The following is a 17438-nucleotide window of genomic DNA, read 5'->3' on the forward strand; positions in this document are numbered from 1 at the left end:
CACGGTGCTCATCCGGCGGCCCTCAGCCGCCGGGAGAGCCGGCCGGCCCTCCTTCCGTGCCGCCTTCCCTCGTCCTGGTCGGCGGCGGCCACGCGCCGGCCGCCTGCGGTGCGGGCGGCCTCGCGGGCGGCCTCGCGGGCCTGGTGCGCCAGGCGGTACTCGGTGGCCTCGCGCAGCAGTTGCTCCGTGCGTTCGCGGCCCAGCAGTTCGTGGGTGTACATCTCGTGCTCCTCGGGTTCGGGACCGATGTTCCGGAGTCGTTCTCCGTGCCATCAGCCTCGTCCCCAAGGGGGGTGGGGCACATCGGGCAACCGCCCAGGCTTCGGGGGTGAGGATGCCTTAGGCCGCGCGGCGGACCGCTCAGGTCCTCGGGGGCCGCGCGGCCTGCCTCCTCAGAGGTCTCAGCCGCCGGACGAGACCGGGGCCTCGGCCACGCTCGGCAGCCCGCCGAAGAGGTCGAACCACGTCCCGAGCGCGACGCACAGCCCGAGCGCGCCGAGGGCGAGACCGCCCCAGGCGACGGCGCGCACCCACGGTGTGGCGTTCCGTCCGGCGAGCAGCACCGCGCCGAGGACGACGAGGGCGATCAGCGCGCAGACGCCGTTGACGGCGGCCGTGGTGTGCCAGGGGCCGCCGTATATCTGCTCGATCTGCTGGGCGGCGCTGCCGGAGGAGGTGTTGATCTGACCGACCAGCTGCCGCCGCTCGGCCAGGACGGTGCCCAGCCAGGTGCCGGTGAGGGACGCGAGGCCGAGGGCGGCGCCGACGACCGCCGCGGCGCCCGGCACGACCCCGGCGGGGCGGGGGGCGTCCGGCGTGTCAAGGGTGTCCGGCTCGTCGAGGTCGTCGGGCGTGTCAAGGTCGTCGGTCGCGTCGAGGGCCTGCGGCTCGTCGGGCGCGGGCGGTCCGGCGTCGGGCTCGGCCCGGTCGAGCTCGGCGTCCGCGGCGCGATCGTCGGCTGCCGCCCCGTGGGTCTTGGTGGTCTCCATGGGCGGCAACCGTACGGTCAGATTCTGAGAGCCGTCTGAGAACCGGGCTCGTCCACGGCCGTCGCCGCGGGCTCCGCCGGGCCCTCGATGCAGATCCGCGGCAGCCGGCGCTCCAGCCACCGGGGCAGCCACCAGTTCCAGTCACCCAGCATGTGCATCAGCGCCGGTACGAGCAACGTCCGCAGGACGAAGGCGTCGAGCGCGACGGCGGCCGCCAGGCCGATGCCGAACATCGCGATCACGCGGTCGCCGCTGAGCACGAAGGCCAGGAAGACGGAGATCATGATGACCGCGGCGGAGTTGATCACACGGCTGGTCTCGGCGAGGCCGACCCGGACCGCCCGGCGGTTGTCACCGGTCTCGCGCCACTCCTCGTACATGCGGCTGACGAGGAAGACCTGGTAGTCCATGGAGAGCCCGAAGAGCACCGAGACCATGATCACCGGCAGGAAGGGCTCGATCGGGCCGGCCGCCCCCAGCCCCAGCAACTCGCTCCCCCAGCCCCACTGGAAGATCGCGACCACGATGCCGAAGGACGAGGCGACGGCGACGACGTTCATGACCGCGGCCTTGAGCGGGATGCCGAAGCTGCGGAAGGCCAGCAGCAGGAGCAGGCAGCCCAGGCCGATGACGGAGCCCACGAAGAGCGGCAGCTTGCCGACGATCACCGAGGCGAAGTCCGCGTAGCCCGCGGTGACTCCGCCGACGTACACCTCCAGGGAGGTGCCCTCGGTGGCCTCGGGGATGACGTCCTCGCGCAGGTGGGTGACGAGCCGGTCGGTGGCCTGGTCCTGCGGGGAGGTGGTGGGGACGACGTCGATGACGTCCAGCCCGCTGCCGTGCTGCGCCTGCTCCATGTGCACCGCTGCGACGCCCTCGGTGCGCCCCAGGACGACCGTGAGCTGCTCCAGGGCCGCGCGGTCGGCGGCGTCGCCCGACTTGGCGACCAGTTGCAGCGGGCCGTTGAAACCGGGCCCGAAGCCCTCGGAGAGCATGTCGTACGCCTGGCGGGTGGTGGTGCCCGCGGCGCTGTTGCCCTGGTCGGAGGCACCCAGGTGGAGGGAGGTCGTGGGCAGCGCCAGGACGAGCATGACGACGGCGGCGACCGCGCCGAGGACCTTGGGGTGCCGTTCGACGAACGCGGACCAGCGGGCCGCGAACCCGGTCGGCAGCTCGGGCGACGGCCCGTGCTCGACGAGCCGGCGCCGCTCCCGGCGGCTGAGCGCCTTCATGCCGATCGTGCCCAGCAGCGCGGGCAGCAGCGTCACCGAGGCGGCGACGGTGAGGATCACGGTGAGGGAGGCGGCGATCGCGACGCCGTTGAGGAAGGACAGCCGCAGGATCAGCATGCCGAGCAGGGCCACGCAGACCGTGCCGCCGGCGAAGACCACCGCCCTGCCGGTCGTGGCGACCGCCTTCTCGGCGGCTTCCCGTACCGGCAGGCCCTGTTTCAGGCCCCTGCGGTGGCGGGTGACGATGAACAGGGCGTAGTCGATGCCGACGCCCAGGCCGATGAGCAGGCCGAGCATCGGCGCGAAGTCGGCCACCCTGATCAGGTGGCCGAGCAGTTCGATCGCCATGTACGCGGTGCCCACGCTGACCAGCGCGGTGATGATCGGCATGAACATCGCGAACAGCGAACCGAAGGCCACCAGCAGGACCACGGCGGCGACGGCGACGCCCACGACCTCGCTCATGTGCCCGCCGCCGCCCTCGGTGAGCGCGATGGCGCCACCGCCGAGGGCGACCTGGGTGTTGCCGTCGGCCGCCGCCCTGGCCGTGTCGACGACCTTGCGCACCTGGTCGGCGTGCAGGTCGTCGGAGGGCCTGTCGAACATCACGGTCGCGTAGGCGGTGTGCCCGTCCTCGCTGATCTGCGGGGCGCCCTCGGCGCTGTAGGGGCTGGTCACCGAGGCGACCCCGGGGAGTGCGGCCACCTCGTCCAGCGCGCCGGTCAGCCGCTCCCTGACGGACGCGACGCCCACGGTGCCCTTGTCGGTGTGCCAGACGATCGTGTCGCTGTCCCCGGCCGAGCCGGGGAAGGCCTCCTTCAGCAGGGCGGTGGCCTTGCTGGAGTCGGTGCCCTTGATGTCGTAGTCGTTGGAGTAGGCGGATCCGGCGAGCAGGGCGGCCGTGGACAGACCGAGGAGGGCGACGAGCCACAGCAGGACGACGGCGAGACGGCGGTTGAGGCACCAGCGGGCGAGTGCAGCCATTGCTCTCCCTGGGGTTGCGCGGATCTTTCAGGCCGGGGAAGAGCCCGCAAAGAAGACACCACGTACGTCCCCGACTGAAGCAGGAAGAAGAGATCGTTGGCCGCTTTCGTGCGGTTAATCACATACCGTGCGGGGAATTTATGCCGCCCTTACAAGCGGCGGACCTGCGACAACGCGGAAGGGGCGGGCCCCCTGACCGGGAGCCCGCCCCTTGTGCGCCGTGCGCCTGCCGACCGCGTGGGATCAGCCCTGGACGCCCAGCTTCTCCAGCACGAGCTCGCGCACGCGCTTGGCGTCGGCCTGACCGCGGGTGATCTTCATGACGGCGCCGATGAGCGCGCCCGCCGCCGCCAGGTTGCCGCCACGGATCTTGTCCGCGACGGCGGCGTTGGCCGCGATGGCCTCGTCGACGGCCGCGCCGAGCGCGCCCTCGTCCGAGACGACCTTCAGACCGCGCTTCTCGACGACCTCGTCCGGCTCGCCCTCGCCGTCCAGCACGCCCTCGATGACCTGGCGGGCCAGCTTGTCGTTGAGCGAGCCCTCGGCCACCAGGGCCGCCACCCGGGCCACCTGGGCCGGGGCGATGGGCAGGGCGGTCAGTTCCACGCCGTCCTCGTTGGAGCGGCGGGCCAGCTCGCCCATCCACCACTTGCGCGCGGCGGCCGCGTCGGCGCCCGCCTCCATGGTGGCGACGATCGGGTCGATCGCACCGGCGTTGAGCACCGACTGCATCTCATGGTCGGAGATGCCCCAGTCCTCCTGCAGGCGCGCCCGGCGCACCCGCGGGAGCTCGGGCAGGCCCGCCCGCAGCTCCTCGACCCACTCACGGGCCGGGGCGACGGGGACGAGGTCGGGCTCCGGGAAGTACCGGTAGTCCTCCGCCTCCTCCTTGATGCGACCGGAGGTGGTGGAGCCGGTGTCCTCGTGGAAGTGCCGGGTCTCCTGGACGATCGTGCCGCCGGAGGAGAGCACGGCAGCGTGCCGCTGGATCTCGAAGCGGACGGCCCGCTCGACGCTGCGCAGCGAGTTGACGTTCTTGGTCTCGCTGCGGGTGCCGAACTTCTCCCGGCCGATGGGGCGCAGCGACAGGTTGACGTCGCAGCGCATCTGGCCCATCTCCATGCGGGCCTCGGAGACGCCCAGCGCCTTGATCAGCTCGCGCAGTTCGGTCACGTACGCCTTGGCGACCTCGGGCGCGCGCTCGCCGGCGCCCTCGATCGGCTTGGTGACGATCTCGATCAGCGGGATGCCGGCCCGGTTGTAGTCCAGCAGCGAGTGCGAGGCGCCGTGGATGCGGCCGGTGGCGCCGCCCACGTGGGTCGACTTGCCGGTGTCCTCCTCCATGTGGGCGCGCTCGATCTCCACGCGGAAGACCTCGCCGTCCTCCAGCTGCACGTCGAGGTAGCCGTTGAAGGCGATCGGCTCGTCGTACTGGGAGGTCTGGAAGTTCTTCGGCATGTCCGGGTAGAAGTAGTTCTTCCGGGCGAAGCGGCACCACTGCGCGATCTCGCAGTTGAGCGCGAGGCCGATCTTGATGGCGGACTCGACGCCGGTCGCGTTGACGGCCGGCAGCGCGCCGGGCATGCCCAGGCACACCGGGCACACCTGGCTGTTGGGCTCGGCGCCGAGTGTCGTCGAGCAGCCGCAGAACATCTTCGTCTTGGTGCCGAGCTCGACGTGGACCTCGAGGCCCATCACCGGGTCATAGGACGCGAGCGCGTCCTCGTACGACACCAGGTCCGTGACGGTCACAGTCTTGATACCTCTCAGTTCCCCGTCAGGATGACAGCACGTCGTCGTCGCCGAGCCGGCGCAGCTGGCGGAGCAGCAGGGCGACGCCGGTGGCGATCGCCGCGGCGCTGACCACCGCGTCGATCAGCAGCAGCGTGTCGCTGTCCGCGCGCCCCCGCTTCATCTGCCGCGCCACACCGACCGCGCCGAAGAGCGTCGTGCCGATCGACAGGTACGTGCCGGACTTGCTCTTCTTGAAGCCCTTGGCCTTCTCGAGCTTGCTCACAGGATCGGTGCCTCCTCCAGCAGCGGGTGCCCCCAGCGTGCGGTGAACGCCGCTTCGACGGCCGCACCGACACGGTAGAGGCGGTCGTCGGCCATGGCCGGGGCGATGATCTGCAGACCGACCGGGAGCCCGTCCTCGGACGCGAGGCCGCAGGGCACGGACATGGCGGCGTTGCCGGCCAGGTTGGCCGGGATGGTGCACAGGTCGGCGAGGTACATCGCCATCGGGTCGTCCACGCGCTCGCCGATGGGGAACGCGGTGGTGGGGGTGGTCGGCGAGATCACCACGTCGACCTGCTGGAAGGAGCGCTCGAAGTCCCGCGAGATCAGGGTGCGGACCTTCTGGGCGCTGCCGTAGTACGCGTCGTAGTAGCCGGAGCTGAGCGCGTACGTGCCGAGCATGATGCGGCGCTTGACCTCGGGGCCGAAGCCGGCCTCGCGGGTGAGGGCGGTGACGTCCTCGGCGCTGCGGGTGCCGTCGTCGCCGACCCGCAGGCCGTAGCGCAGGCCGTCGAACCGGGCCAGGTTGGACGAGCACTCGGACGGGGCGATCAGGTAGTACGCGGCGAGCGCGTACTCGAAGGACGGGCAGGACAGCTCGACGACCTCGGCGCCGAGCTCGCGCAGCAGCTCGACCGACTCGTTGAACCGCTCCATGACGCCGGCCTGGTAGCCCTCGCCCGCGAACTCCTTGATGACGCCGACCCGCAGCCCCTTGACGTCGCCGTTGCGCGCGGCCTCGACGACCGGCGGGACGGGGGCGTCGATGGAGGTGGAGTCCATCGGGTCGTAGCCCGCGATGACCTCGTGCAGCAGCGCCGCGTCCAGCACCGTGCGGGCACAGGGCCCGCCCTGGTCCAGGGAGGAGCTGAAGGCGACCATGCCGTAGCGGGAGACCCCGCCGTAGGTCGGCTTGACTCCGACCGTGCCGGTGACGGCGGCCGGCTGGCGGATGGAGCCGCCGGTGTCCGTGCCGATGGCCAGCGGCGCCTGGAAGGAGGCCAGGGCCGCGGAGGAACCGCCGCCCGAGCCGCCGGGGATGCGGGTGAGGTCCCACGGGTTGCCGGTGGGGCCGTAGGCGCTGTTCTCGGTGGAGGACCCCATGGCGAACTCGTCCATGTTGGTCTTGCCGAGGATGACGATGCCGGCCTGCTTGAGGCGGGCGGTCAGCGTCGCGTCGTACGGCGGGATCCAGCCTTCGAGGATCTTGGAGCCGACGGTCGTCGGGATCCCCTTGGTGGTGAAGATGTCCTTCAGTGCCAGCGGGACGCCCGCGAGCGGGCCGAGCTTCTCGCCCGCGGCGCGCTTGTCGTCGACGGCCTTGGCGGCCTTCAGGGCGCCCTCGGTGTCGACGTGCAGGAAGGCGTGGACCTTCTCGTCGACGGCGCCGATGCGGTCCAGGTGGGCCTGGGCGACCTCGACGGCGGACGTCTCTCCGGAGGCGACGGCGGCCGCGGTCTGCGCGGCGGTGAGCCTGGTCAGTTCGGTCATCGTGATCAGTCCTCCCCCAGGATCTGCGGCACCTTGAAGCGCTGCTGCTCCTCGGCGGGGGCGCCGGACAGCGCCTCGGCCGGGGTCAGGCTGGGCCGGACCTCGTCGGGGCGCATGACATTGGTCAGCGGCAGCGGGTGGGAGGTCGGCGGTACGTCCTCGCCGGCCACCTCGGAGACGCGGGCGACCGCGCCGATGATGGCGTCGAGCTGTCCGGCGAAGTGGTCGAGCTCTTCGTCCTTCAGCTCCAGACGCGACAGCCGGCCGAGGTGGGCGACCTCCTCGCGCGTGATGCCTGGCATGCAGCGATCCTCTGGGGGTGAGTTTGGTCTTTTCGCGCCCAATCCTATGGGCGCGGGTGCCCCGGGGGCGAAACGGTTTGCGCTTCGCCCGGCCGGGGGCCGCCGGACGTGACGCCCGCGGGCCGCGGTGCCCCTGGGGCGGACGGGGCCGACGGTGCGTCCGTGACCGGGCGCGGCGCGTGCGGGCCCGCTGGTCGAAGGCCCGCAAACGTTACTGCGCGTCGGGGACGGCGGTCCGCTCCTTCGCGGCCTCCAGCTCCGCCGGGCGGCGCCATCCGGCACGCCCGCGCAGCCGCAGCCAGGCCGTGGTCTCCTCCGGGGGCATCGCGGCGGCGACCAGCCAGCCCTGGATCGCGTCGCAGCCCAGGTCCCGCAGGCGCTCCCACGTCTCGTCGTCCTCGACGCCCTCCGCCACGACGAGGAGGCCGAGGGAGTGGGCGAGGTCGACCGTGCAGCGCACGATCTCCGCGTCCTCGGCGTCGACGGACAGCCGCGCGACGAACGAGCGGTCGATCTTCAGCTCGCTCACCGGCAGCCGCCGCAGGTGGACCAGCGAGGAGTACCCGGTGCCGAAGTCGTCCAGCGACATCTTCACCCCGTGCCCGGTCAGCCCGGCCATGGTGTCGGCGGCGCGCTGCGGGTCCTCCAGCAGCACGTGCTCGGTGATCTCCAGCTGCAGCGCACCCGGCGGGACCCCGTGCCGGGCCAGGCGCGCGGCGACGGCCCCGGCGAAACCGGGCGAGTGCACGTCGCGCGGCGAGACGTTGACCGCGACGGGGACGTCGAGGCCCATCGCCCGCCATCGGGCGACCTGCCCGAGGGCGGTCTCCAGGACGTATTCGGTGAGCTGCGGCATGAGCCCGGAGGTCTCGGCGATCGCGATGAACTCCTCGGGGCTCACCCGGCCGCGCTCGGGGTGCACCCAGCGGACCAGCGCCTCCAGGCCGACGACCTGTCCGTCGAAGCGGACCTTCGGCTGGTAGTGCAGCTCGACCTCGCCGCGGTCCAGCGCCCGGCGCAGGTCGCCGAGGAGGCCCAGCCGGTCGGGCGTGTTGCCGTCGCGGGAGGACTCGTAGACCTCGACCCCGCTGCGGTCACGTTTCGCCTGGTACATCGCGACGTCGGCGCGGCGCAGCAGGCCCTCGGCATCACCGGCGTGATCGGGGTAGACGGCGACCCCGGCGCTGGCCTCGAGCACCAGGGTCAGGCCGTCGAGACTTAACGGCGAGCTCAGCGCGGCGACCAGGGCCCTGGCGATGCGCTGGGCGCGGGTCGGTGCGTCGCAGGTGGGGAGCAGGACGGCGAACTCGTCGCCGCCGAGCCGGGCGACCTCGGCGCCGCGCGGCAGGGCCAGCCGCAGACGGTCCGCGATCTGCACCAGGAGCCGGTCGCCGGCCATGTGGCCCAGGGTGTCGTTGACGGAGCGGAACTTGTCCAGGTCGATCAGGATGAGGGCGGCGCGCTCGCCGCTGCGGGCGGCGTCGTCGAGCGCGGTCCAGGTGCGCTCCAGCAGCCACTGACGGTTGGGCAGTCCGGTGAGGGGGTCGCGCAGCTGTTCCTCGGCGCGGGCGTGGGCGATCCAGAGGGTGGAGTCGAGCGCGATCAGGGGCACGGCGAACAGCGGCAGCAGCAGGGGCAGATCGGCCGCGACGATGATGATCAGCGGGGAGATGCCGAGCAGTGCGACGCCGACGAAGCCCTGGCGTATCAGGGCGGTGCGGGCCACGGTGGGCAGGGCTCCGGCGCGCGGCACGATCGCGTACCACAGGAGCGTGCGGGTCGCAGCCAGGTAGCCGAACGCGGCGGCGAGCACCGAGGGAACGGCGGCCATCCCCCAAGTGGCGGGTTGCCAGGGCTGTTCGACGGACGGGTGGGTCCCGAAGGCGGACAGCGCGAGCGAGGCCGCGCCGATGCCGAGGATGTCCACGGCGCCGTGCAGCAGCGCCTCCCGCCAGCGGTGCCGGCGGGCCGCGCCGACCAGGACGACGACGGCCAGGCTGACCAGCACCGCGGGCACCCAGCCGTAGAGCAGCAGCATGGCGAGGGTCAGGGCGGCGCCGGAACCGGTGCCGCCCCACCAGCGGTCCCGGCCCATGGCGACCAGGTGGCCGACGATGATGCCGGTGAGCACGGCGAACGCCCAGCCGACGTCCCCGCCGGGGAAGAAGGCGTTGCCGTCCACGAGTATCCGGACCACGCCCACGACCAGGGCCGCCGCCGCAGCGCCCACGACCGAGTACCTGAGTGCCGCGGCGGGCAGCACCGGCGCGGCCGGCCCGAGCAGCCGCTGCGCCGGTCCGGCGCTGTCCGTCGGTTCCATGCCCGTACCCTCTCGCAGCCGCGTGTGCCGTTCCACCACACGCCCGTGCCCGCGGGATTGACCACCGGGCTGCTGGAGGGCCCATGCCCGGAAGGCGCGCCTCTCAACAGTAGGCCGATAAAGGCTGTCACGGGCACCGATCGGCTGCTGTTGCCCGAATGGATCCCACCCTCCCGGATCGTTCCACTATGGGCCGAAAGGGTGATGATGGGCTGTCAGCCCTCCGGGTTCACGGCGGCCTCCCGGGCCGCGTCGGCGCCCTGTCCGAGCAGGACGGCGAAGCCCTCCTCGTCCAGGATCGGCACCTTCAGCTGCACCGCCTTGTCGTACTTGGAGCCCGGGCTGTCGCCGACGACCACGAAGTCGGTCTTCTTGGAGACCGATCCGGTGACCTTGGCCCCGCGGCTCACGAGCGCCTCCTTCGCGCCGTCCCGGGTGTGGGTGGCGAGGGTGCCGGTGACGACGACGGTGAGGCCCTCCAGCGGGCGCGGCCCCTCGTCGGAGCCCTCCTCGGTGAACCGGACGCCTGCGGCCTTCCACTTGCGCAGGATCTCGCGGTGCCACTCCTCCTCGTACCACTGCTTGAGGGAGGCCGCGATGATCCCGCCGACGCCGTCGACACCCGCCAGTCGCTCCTCGTCGGCGGCGAAGACGGCGTCCAGGTCGCGGAGCTCGCGGGCCAGGGCCTCGGCGGCGACCGGGCCGACGTGACGGATCGACAGGCCCGCGATGATCCGGGCCAGCGGCCGCTCCTTGGCCTGCTGGATGTTCTCCAGCATGGCCACCGCGTTCTTCTTCAGCTCACCCTGCTGGTTGGCGAAGACCGAGACGACCTTCTCCTCACCGGTCTCCGGGTCGCGCTTGGGCAGGCCGCTGTTCTGGTCGAGGACGTGGGCGCGGATGGGCAGCAGGTCCTCGGCGGTGAGGCCGAACAGGTCGCCCTCGTCGCGCAGCGGCGGCTCGGCGGGCTCCAGGGGCCGGGTGAGCGCGGCCGCGGCGACGTAGCCGAAGTTCTCGATGTCCAGGCACTTGCGGCCGCCCAGGTAGAACAGCCGTTCCCGGATCTGCGCCGGGCAGCCCCGCGCGTTGGGGCAGCGCAGGTCGATGTCGCCCTCCTTCATCGGGCGCAGCGGGGTGCCGCACTCGGGGCACTGGGCGGGCATCACGAACTCGCGCTCGTCGCCGTCCCGCAGGTCGACGACCGGGCCGAGGATCTCGGGGATGACGTCACCGGCCTTGCGCAGCACGACGGTGTCGCCGATCAGCACGCCCTTGGCCTTGACCACGTCCTGGTTGTGCAGGGTGGCGAACTCGACCTCCGAGCCGGCGACCGTGACCGGCTCGACCACCGCGTACGGGGTCACCCGGCCCGTGCGGCCGACGCCGACCCGGATGTCGACCAGCTTGGTGTTGACCTCCTCCGGCGCGTACTTCCACGCGATGGCCCAGCGCGGCGCGCGGGCGGTGGAGCCGAGCCGGCCCTGCAGCGGGATCTCGTCGACCTTGACGACGATGCCGTCGATCTCGTGCTCGACGTCGTGGCGGTGCTCGCCGTAGTAGGCGATGGCCTCCTTGACCTCGGCGAGCGTGCCGACCACGCGGGCGTACTTGGTGGTGGGCAGGCCCCACTCGTGCAGCAGCTCGTAGGCGTGCGACTGGCAGTCGATGGTGAAGCCCTCACGGGCGCCGATGCCGTGCACCACCATGTGCAGCGGGCGGCTCGCGGTCACCCGGGGGTCCTTCTGCCGCAGGGAGCCGGCGGCGGCGTTGCGCGGGTTGGCGAAGGGCTTGTCGCCGGCCTCGACCAGACGGGCGTTGAGCTCCTCGAACTTCTCCATCGGGAAGAAGACCTCGCCGCGGATCTCGACCAGCGCGGGGACGCGCTCCCCCGCCAGCCGGTCCGGGATCTCGGCGATCGTGCGGACGTTGGGCGTGATGTCCTCGCCGGTGCGGCCGTCACCGCGCGTGGCGCCGCGCACCAGACGGCCGTTCTCGTACGTGAGGTTGACGGCGAGCCCGTCGACCTTCAGCTCGCACAGGAAGTGGTAGGTGCCGCCCTCGCCCGCCGGGGGGCCCAGCTCCGCGGCGAGGCGTTCGGCCCAGGCGTTCAGCTCCTCCTCGGTGAAGGCGTTGTCGAGGGAGAGCATGCGCTCGCGGTGCTCGACGGAGGTGAACTCCGTCGCGTACGCGCCGGCGACCTTCTGGGTCGGCGAGTCCGGCGTGCGCAGCGAGGGGTGCTCGTCCTCCAGCGCCTCCAGCCGCCGCAGCAGCTTGTCGAAGTCGGCGTCGCTGACGACCGGCTGGTCCTTGACGTAGTAGCGGAAGCGGTGCTCCTCGACCTGCTCGGCCAGGGCGGCGTGCAGCTCGCGCGCCTTCGCCGGCACGTCCTCGTTCCTGGCGCCCTCGGGGATCACGGAGTCCTCCACGTCCACGTCCTTCCTCATCCCATCCTCACTCAGGGTTGTCGACGAGCGAGCGTGCCGCCTTCGCGCAGTGCACCAGGGCGGCACGGGCATAGGCCGGCGAGGCCCCCGCCAGACCACAGGACGGGGTCACCGCCACGGAGGTGCCCAGATCCCCCGGGGACAGCCCCAGCCTGCGCCACAGCGCCCGAACACCACTGACGCTACCCGCAGGGTCCGACAATGGGGCGTCGGTCCCCGGGACGACACCGGTGAAGAGCGCGGTTCCCGCCTCGGCCGCCTCGCCGAAGGCGTCCCAGTCACTCTCCGCGAGCAGCGAGAAATCGAACGACACCCCCGCCACCCCGGCCCGCCGCAGCAGCGCGAAGGGCACCTCCGGCGCGCAGGAGTGCGCGATCACCGGCACGCCGTCCACACCGCCCACGGCCGCCATGACGTCCCGCAGCGCACCCTCGACGACACCGCGGTCCACCGCGCGGTGGGTGCGGTAGCCGCTGGCGCTCCTGACCCGGCCCTGGAGCACGGCGGTGAGCGAGGGCTCGTCCAGCTGCAGCACGGGCCTCGCGCCGGGCACACGCCGGCGCACGTCCTCCAGGTGCAGTCGCAGTCCCTCGCCGAGCGAGGCGGCCAGGTCACGGCAGGCCCCCGGGTCGGAAAGTGCCGCCTCGCCGTTCTTCAGCTCGACGGAGGCCGCGAGCGTCCACGGCCCGACCGCCTGGAGCTTCAGGGGGCCCTCGTAGCCCTGGGTGAACTCCTCCAGGGCGTCCAGGTCCTCCCCCAGCCACGCCCCGGCCCGGCGGGTGTCCCGGCCCGGCCGGTCACCGAACCGCCATCCGCTGGGCTCCACGCGCGCGTACAGCTCGACGAGCATCCCGAGCGTGCGGCCGATCATGTCCGCGCCCGGGCCGCGCGCGGGCAGCTCCGGCAGGAACGGCAGCGCCTCCAGCGCGCCGGTCGCCGTCCGCGCCGCCTCGCGCGCGTCACCTCCCGGCATCGAACCCACACCGGTGGCCGCCCCTTCGGGCAGCCGGAACTTCGCTTCGGTTGCTTCCGTGCTCACCGGTGCAGCCTACGTCGGCGCGCCGGTCAGGCTCCCGGCCGGATCGTCAGGTCGTTGATCTCGGCGTCCCGCGGCAGGTCGACCGCCGTCAGGATCGCCGTCGCCACCGACTCGGGGGCGATCCAGCGCGAGGGGTCGTACGTCTTGCCCTCCTGCTGGTGCACCTTGGCCTGCATCGGCGTGGCGGTGCGGCCCGGGTAGACGGAGGTGACCCGCACCCCGTTCGCGTGCTCCTCGTGGCGCAGGGAGTCGGCGAGCGCCTTGAGGCCGTGCTTGCTGGCCGCGTAGGCGCCCCACTCGGCGTGCGCGTTCAGCCCGGCGCCGGAGTTGACGAAGACCACGTGCCCGCGGGAGAGCCGCAGTTGGGGCAGGACGAGGCGGGTCAGCTCGGCCGGGCCCACGAGGTTGGCGGCGAGCGTCCGGTTCCAGGTCTTCGGGGTCAGCTCGCCGACCTGCCCCAGGTCCACGACGCCCGCGACGTGCAGCAGGGAGTCCAGCCGGTCCGGCGGCGACTGATGGCCCAGGGCCCAGGACAGCCGCTCCGGCTCCGCGAGGTCACCGACGAGGGTGCGCGCGCCCGGGAAGCGGTCGGCCAGCTCCTTGGCGCGTCCGGCGTTGCGGGCCAGCAGCCACAGTTCGTCGCCGCGGTCGAGGAGGCGCTGCGCCACGACGGCGCCGATGCCGGAGCCGGCGCCGGTGATCAGGTGAATCGACATGGGCTCCATGCTGTCATCCCCCGCGGCTCACGCGATGCCGGCGTTCTCCTCCAGATAGGCGAGCGCCGAGACGCCGTCCTCGGCGAAGAACACCAGGTCGGCGAGGGGCAGCGGCAGGAAGCCCTCCTCGTCCATGCGCTGGAACTGCTCCTTGAGCCCGTCGTAGAAGCCCGCCGTGTTGAGCAGGACGACCGGCTTGGTGTGCAGCCCGTGCTTCTTCAGCTCCAGGATCTCGGTCGCCTCGTCCAGCGTGCCGGTGCCGCCCACCATGACCACCACGGCGTCCGCGCGGGCCAGCAGCTCCGCCTTGCGCTCGGCGAGGTCGGCCGCGATCACCATCTCGTCGGCGCCCTTACGGGCCTTGGCCGCGAGGAACTCCACCGAGACCCCGACCAGGCGCCCGCCGTGCTCCTGCACTCCGTCCGCCATCACCTTCATCAGGCCCACGTCCGAGCCGCCCCACACCAGGGTGTGCCCGCCCTTGCCGATCAACTCGGCGAACTGGCGGGCGGGTTCGGTGTAGCGGGGCTCGAGGTCGGCGGCGGAGAGGAAGACGCAGATGTTCATGCGGGCCAGTCTCGCGCATGGCGCCGGGCGCCGGGCAGGGGGGCCGCCCGGCCCGTTCCGTACCCCGCGCCCGGTGCCGGGGCTGCTCAGGCGCTCGCGGCTGCCGGCCGGCTGCGCTCCGTCGTGGCGATCGTCGCCGAGCCGACGACGCGCGTGCCGTCGTAGAGCACGACCGCCTGGCCCGGCGCGACGCCGCGGACGGCTCCGCCGGTGAAACGGACGCGCAGTTCGCCGCCGGCCAGCTCGGCGATGACGGGCACGTCGTCGCCGTGGGCGCGCAGCTGCGCGGTGTACGCGCGCTGCCCGGCACCGTCGGGTGCGGTGCCGCACCAGCGCGGGCGGATGGCGGTCAGGGCCGTGACGTCCAGGGCCTCGGCCGGGCCGACGGTCACCGTGTTGTCCACCGGCGAGATGTCGAGCACGTAGCGCGGCTTGCCGTCGGCGGCCGGCACGCCCAGGCGCAGCCCCTTGCGCTGGCCCACGGTGTAGCCGTAGGCGCCGGAGTGGGTGCCCAGGCGGTTGCCGTCCTCGTCGAGGATGTCGCCGTCGGCGGTGCCGAGGCGCCGCGCGAGGAAGCCCTGGGTGTCGCCGTCGGCGATGAAGCAGATGTCGTGGCTGTCCGGCTTCTTCGCCACGGACAGGCCGCGGCGGGCCGCCTCCGCCCGGATCTCGTCCTTGGTGGTGAGGGTGTCGCCGAGCGGGAACATGGCGTGCGCCAGCTGCCGCTCGTCGAGGACGCCGAGGACGTACGACTGGTCCTTGGCCGCGTCGGAGGCGCGGTGCAGCTCGCGGGAGCCGTCGGGGTTGGCCACGACGGTGGCGTAGTGGCCGGTGCACACGGCGTCGAAGCCGAGGGCGATCGCCTTGTCGAGCAGCGCGGCGAACTTGATCTTCTCGTTGCAGCGCAGGCAGGGGTTGGGCGTACGGCCCGCGGCGTACTCGGCGACGAAGTCGTCGACGACGTCCGCGCGGAAGCGGTCGGCGAGGTCCCAGATGTAGAAGGGGATGCCGATGACGTCCGCGGCGCGGCGGGCGTCGTGGCTGTCCTCGATCGTGCAGCAGCCGCGGGCTCCGGTGCGGAACGACTGCGGGTTCGCGGAGAGGGCGAGGTGCACGCCCGTGACGTCGTGCCCCGCTTCGGCGGCGCGGGCGGCCGCCACGGCCGAGTCGACGCCACCGCTCATCGCGGCGAGCACGCGGAGGCGACGGCCGTCGCCAGGGCCTGTGGGTGCACCGGGGAAGTCAGTCATAGCGCCTCCTAGGGTACGGCGCCCCCGGGGCGTCCTGCGGGGCCGGTCGTCGGGAACGCGGTGCGTGGCGGGGCGGGTGGTGGTGGGTGCGGTGCCGGGCAGGTGCGGGCGTTGCGCCGGCGGCGGGCTGCCTCCCACCCGCCGCAGGCACTACATCAGGCCCGCGCTGCGGGCGCGGGCCACGGCGGGGGCGATCGCCTCGCCGAGGACCGCGACGTCCTCCGCCGTCGAGGTGTGCCCGAGGGAGAAGCGCAGGGAGCCCCGCGCGAGGTCGGGGTCGGCGCCCATGGCGAGGAGGACGTGGCTGGGCTGGGGGACGCCGGCGGTGCACGCGGACCCGGTGGAGCACTCGATGCCCTGGGCGTCGAGCAGCATCAGCAGGGAGTCCCCCTCGCACCCGGGGAAGGAGAAGTGGGCGCTGGCGGGGAGGCGGCCGCCGGGGGCGGGGTCGCCGTTGAGGATGGCCTCGGGGACGGCCTCGCGGACCCGGGCGACCAGGTCGTCGCGCAGGGCGCCGATCTCCCGGGCGAAGTCCTCGCGCCGCTGCGCGGCGAGCGTCCCGGCGACGGCGAACGCGGCGACCGCGGGGACGTCGAGCGTGCCGGAGCGTACGCCGCGCTCCTGGCCGCCGCCGTGGAGGACGGGGACCGGGCCGATCTCGCGCCGGAGCACCAGGGCCCCGACGCCGTACGGGCCGCCGACCTTGTGCCCGGTGACGGTCATCGCGTCGAGCCCGGACGCCGCGAAGTCGACCTCGACCTGCCCGAGGGCCTGGACGGCGTCGGAGTGCAGCGGCACCTCGAACTCCCGGGCCACCGCACTGAGTTCCGTGACCGGGAAGATCGTGCCGACCTCGTTGTTGGCCCACATCACCGTGGCGAGGGCCACATCGCCCGGGTCGCGGGCGATGGCCTCGCGCAGGGCCTCGGGGTGGACGCGCCCGTAGGCGTCGACCGGGAGCCATTCGACCCGGGCGCCCTCGTGCGTGGCGAGCCAGTCGACGGCGTCGAGGACGGCGTGGTGCTCGACGGGGCTGGCGAGGACCCGGGTGCGCCGGGGGTCGGCGTCGCGGCGGGCCCAGTACAGACCCTTGACCGCAAGGTTGTCGGCCTCGGTGCCGCCCGCGGTGAAGACGATCTCGCTGGGGCGGGCGCCGAGCGCGGCGGCCAGGGACTCCCGGGACTCCTCCACCGTGCGCCTGGCCCGGCGGCCGGCCGCGTGGAGGGAGGATGCGTTGCCCGTGACGGCGAGGTGCGCGGTCATCGCCTCGACGGCCTCCGGCAGCATCGGGGTCGTGGCGGCGTGGTCGAGGTAGGCCATGATGAGCGTGATTCTACGGGCGCCGCAGCCCCCTCCCGGACCGAGGCCCGCCCCGGGGCCCACCGCGCCGGGTGGTGCCCCGCTACAGGTGGAGCTCCTCCGCCGCGGTGGTGCGCCGGTGCCAGGCGCGGGGGGCGCGCCAGTGGAAGCGCATGGCCAGCAGCCTGAGGACGAAGGCGCTGATGACGGCGAGCACCCCGGTGCCGGGGGTCAGGGCCTGGAATTTGATGAGCACCACCACGACGGTGGCCCCCACGATGGCCGGCACCGCGTACAGGTCGCGGTCCCAGCGCAGCAGGGAGGGGACCTCGTTGCCGAGCAGGTCGCGCAGGACGCCGCCGCCGACGGCGGTGGCGAGCCCCAGGGTGGCGGAGGCGGTGAGGTTGAGGCCGTAGTCGTAGGCCTTGGTGGTGCCGGCGACGCAGAAGAGCCCGAGGCCGGCGGCGTCGAAGATGTTGATGGTGGTGTTGATCCGCTCGACCTGGGGGTGCAGGAAGAACACCACCGTGGTGGCGATCAGCGGGGTCAGGAAGTAGCCGAGGTCGGTGAAGGCGGCCGGCGGGACCGCCCCGATGATCAGGTCCCTGATCAGCCCTCCGCCCAGCGCGGTGACCTCGGCGAGGACCGCCATGCCGAAGACGTCGTAGTTCTTGCGTACGGCGAGCAGCGCGCCGGAGATCGCGAAGACGAAGATTCCGACGAGGTCGAGCACGTGCTGGACGGAGTGGCTGAACAGTTCGGTTTGCACCGGCCTCATTGTGCCGGGTG

General features: G+C 72.9%; 15 protein-coding genes. All 15 read right to left on the minus strand.

Going from position 1 to position 17438, the window contains the following annotated elements; translation table 11 throughout:
* Positions 1 to 8 precede the first annotated feature (8 nt).
* The gene (locus OG937_15770) at positions 9 to 221 is read right to left on the minus strand and encodes a hypothetical protein (protein ID WUD73047.1); all 213 of its coding nucleotides are present in this window, start codon (positions 219 to 221) and stop codon (positions 9 to 11) included.
* Between the two features lie 180 nt (positions 222 to 401).
* Entirely contained in the window at positions 402 to 989 is a 588-nt protein-coding gene (locus OG937_15775; GenBank protein ID WUD73048.1) for a hypothetical protein, read from the minus strand.
* 17 nt (positions 990 to 1006) lie between these two features.
* Positions 1007 to 3205, minus strand: a complete 2199-nt coding sequence (locus tag OG937_15780; protein WUD73049.1) for an MMPL family transporter — start codon at positions 3203 to 3205, stop codon at positions 1007 to 1009.
* A 243-nt stretch (positions 3206 to 3448) separates the two neighbouring features.
* A complete protein-coding gene (gene gatB / locus OG937_15785) occupies positions 3449 to 4957 on the minus strand; it encodes an Asp-tRNA(Asn)/Glu-tRNA(Gln) amidotransferase subunit GatB (protein WUD73050.1) in 1509 nt (502 codons plus the stop codon).
* A 25-nt stretch (positions 4958 to 4982) separates the two neighbouring features.
* Positions 4983 to 5222: a hypothetical protein gene (locus tag OG937_15790; protein ID WUD73051.1), complete on the minus strand. Its 240-nt coding sequence runs from the start codon at positions 5220 to 5222 to the stop codon at positions 4983 to 4985.
* Positions 5219 to 6712, minus strand: a complete 1494-nt coding sequence (gatA, locus tag OG937_15795) for an Asp-tRNA(Asn)/Glu-tRNA(Gln) amidotransferase subunit GatA (protein ID WUD73052.1) — start codon at positions 6710 to 6712, stop codon at positions 5219 to 5221. Before gatA ends, OG937_15790 begins: the two co-directional genes overlap by 4 nt.
* A 5-nt stretch (positions 6713 to 6717) precedes the next feature.
* Positions 6718 to 7014: an Asp-tRNA(Asn)/Glu-tRNA(Gln) amidotransferase subunit GatC gene (gatC, locus tag OG937_15800; protein WUD73053.1), complete on the minus strand. Its 297-nt coding sequence runs from the start codon at positions 7012 to 7014 to the stop codon at positions 6718 to 6720.
* Positions 7015 to 7225: 211 nt separating this feature from the next.
* On the minus strand, positions 7226 to 9334 hold the full coding sequence (locus tag OG937_15805; protein WUD73054.1) for a bifunctional diguanylate cyclase/phosphodiesterase: 2109 nt from the start codon (positions 9332 to 9334) through the stop codon (positions 7226 to 7228).
* 215 nt (positions 9335 to 9549) lie between these two features.
* Complete coding sequence (ligA, locus tag OG937_15810) at positions 9550 to 11778, minus strand: NAD-dependent DNA ligase LigA (GenBank protein ID WUD73055.1); 2229 nt, start codon at positions 11776 to 11778, stop codon at positions 9550 to 9552.
* 7 nt (positions 11779 to 11785) lie between these two features.
* Positions 11786 to 12817 (minus strand): methionine synthase, encoded by a 1032-nt coding sequence (locus OG937_15815; GenBank protein ID WUD73056.1) that lies wholly within the window; start codon positions 12815 to 12817, stop codon positions 11786 to 11788.
* A 26-nt stretch (positions 12818 to 12843) separates the two neighbouring features.
* The gene (locus OG937_15820; GenBank protein ID WUD73057.1) at positions 12844 to 13533 is read right to left on the minus strand and encodes an SDR family oxidoreductase; all 690 of its coding nucleotides are present in this window, start codon (positions 13531 to 13533) and stop codon (positions 12844 to 12846) included.
* A gap of 27 nt (positions 13534 to 13560) precedes the next feature.
* Positions 13561 to 14100 (minus strand): TIGR00730 family Rossman fold protein, encoded by a 540-nt coding sequence (locus OG937_15825; GenBank protein ID WUD73058.1) that lies wholly within the window; start codon positions 14098 to 14100, stop codon positions 13561 to 13563.
* Positions 14101 to 14186: 86 nt separating this feature from the next.
* Positions 14187 to 15350 (minus strand): tRNA 2-thiouridine(34) synthase MnmA, encoded by a 1164-nt coding sequence (gene mnmA, locus OG937_15830; protein ID WUD73059.1) that lies wholly within the window; start codon positions 15348 to 15350, stop codon positions 14187 to 14189.
* 150 nt (positions 15351 to 15500) lie between these two features.
* A complete protein-coding gene (locus tag OG937_15835) occupies positions 15501 to 16670 on the minus strand; it encodes a cysteine desulfurase (GenBank protein ID WUD73060.1) in 1170 nt (389 codons plus the stop codon).
* Positions 16671 to 16752: 82 nt separating this feature from the next.
* Entirely contained in the window at positions 16753 to 17418 is a 666-nt protein-coding gene (locus tag OG937_15840) for a trimeric intracellular cation channel family protein (protein ID WUD73061.1), read from the minus strand.
* Positions 17419 to 17438 lie beyond the last annotated feature (20 nt).

Source organism: Streptomyces sp. NBC_00510 (genome assembly GCA_036013505.1).
Lineage (GTDB): Bacteria > Actinomycetota > Actinomycetes > Streptomycetales > Streptomycetaceae > Actinacidiphila.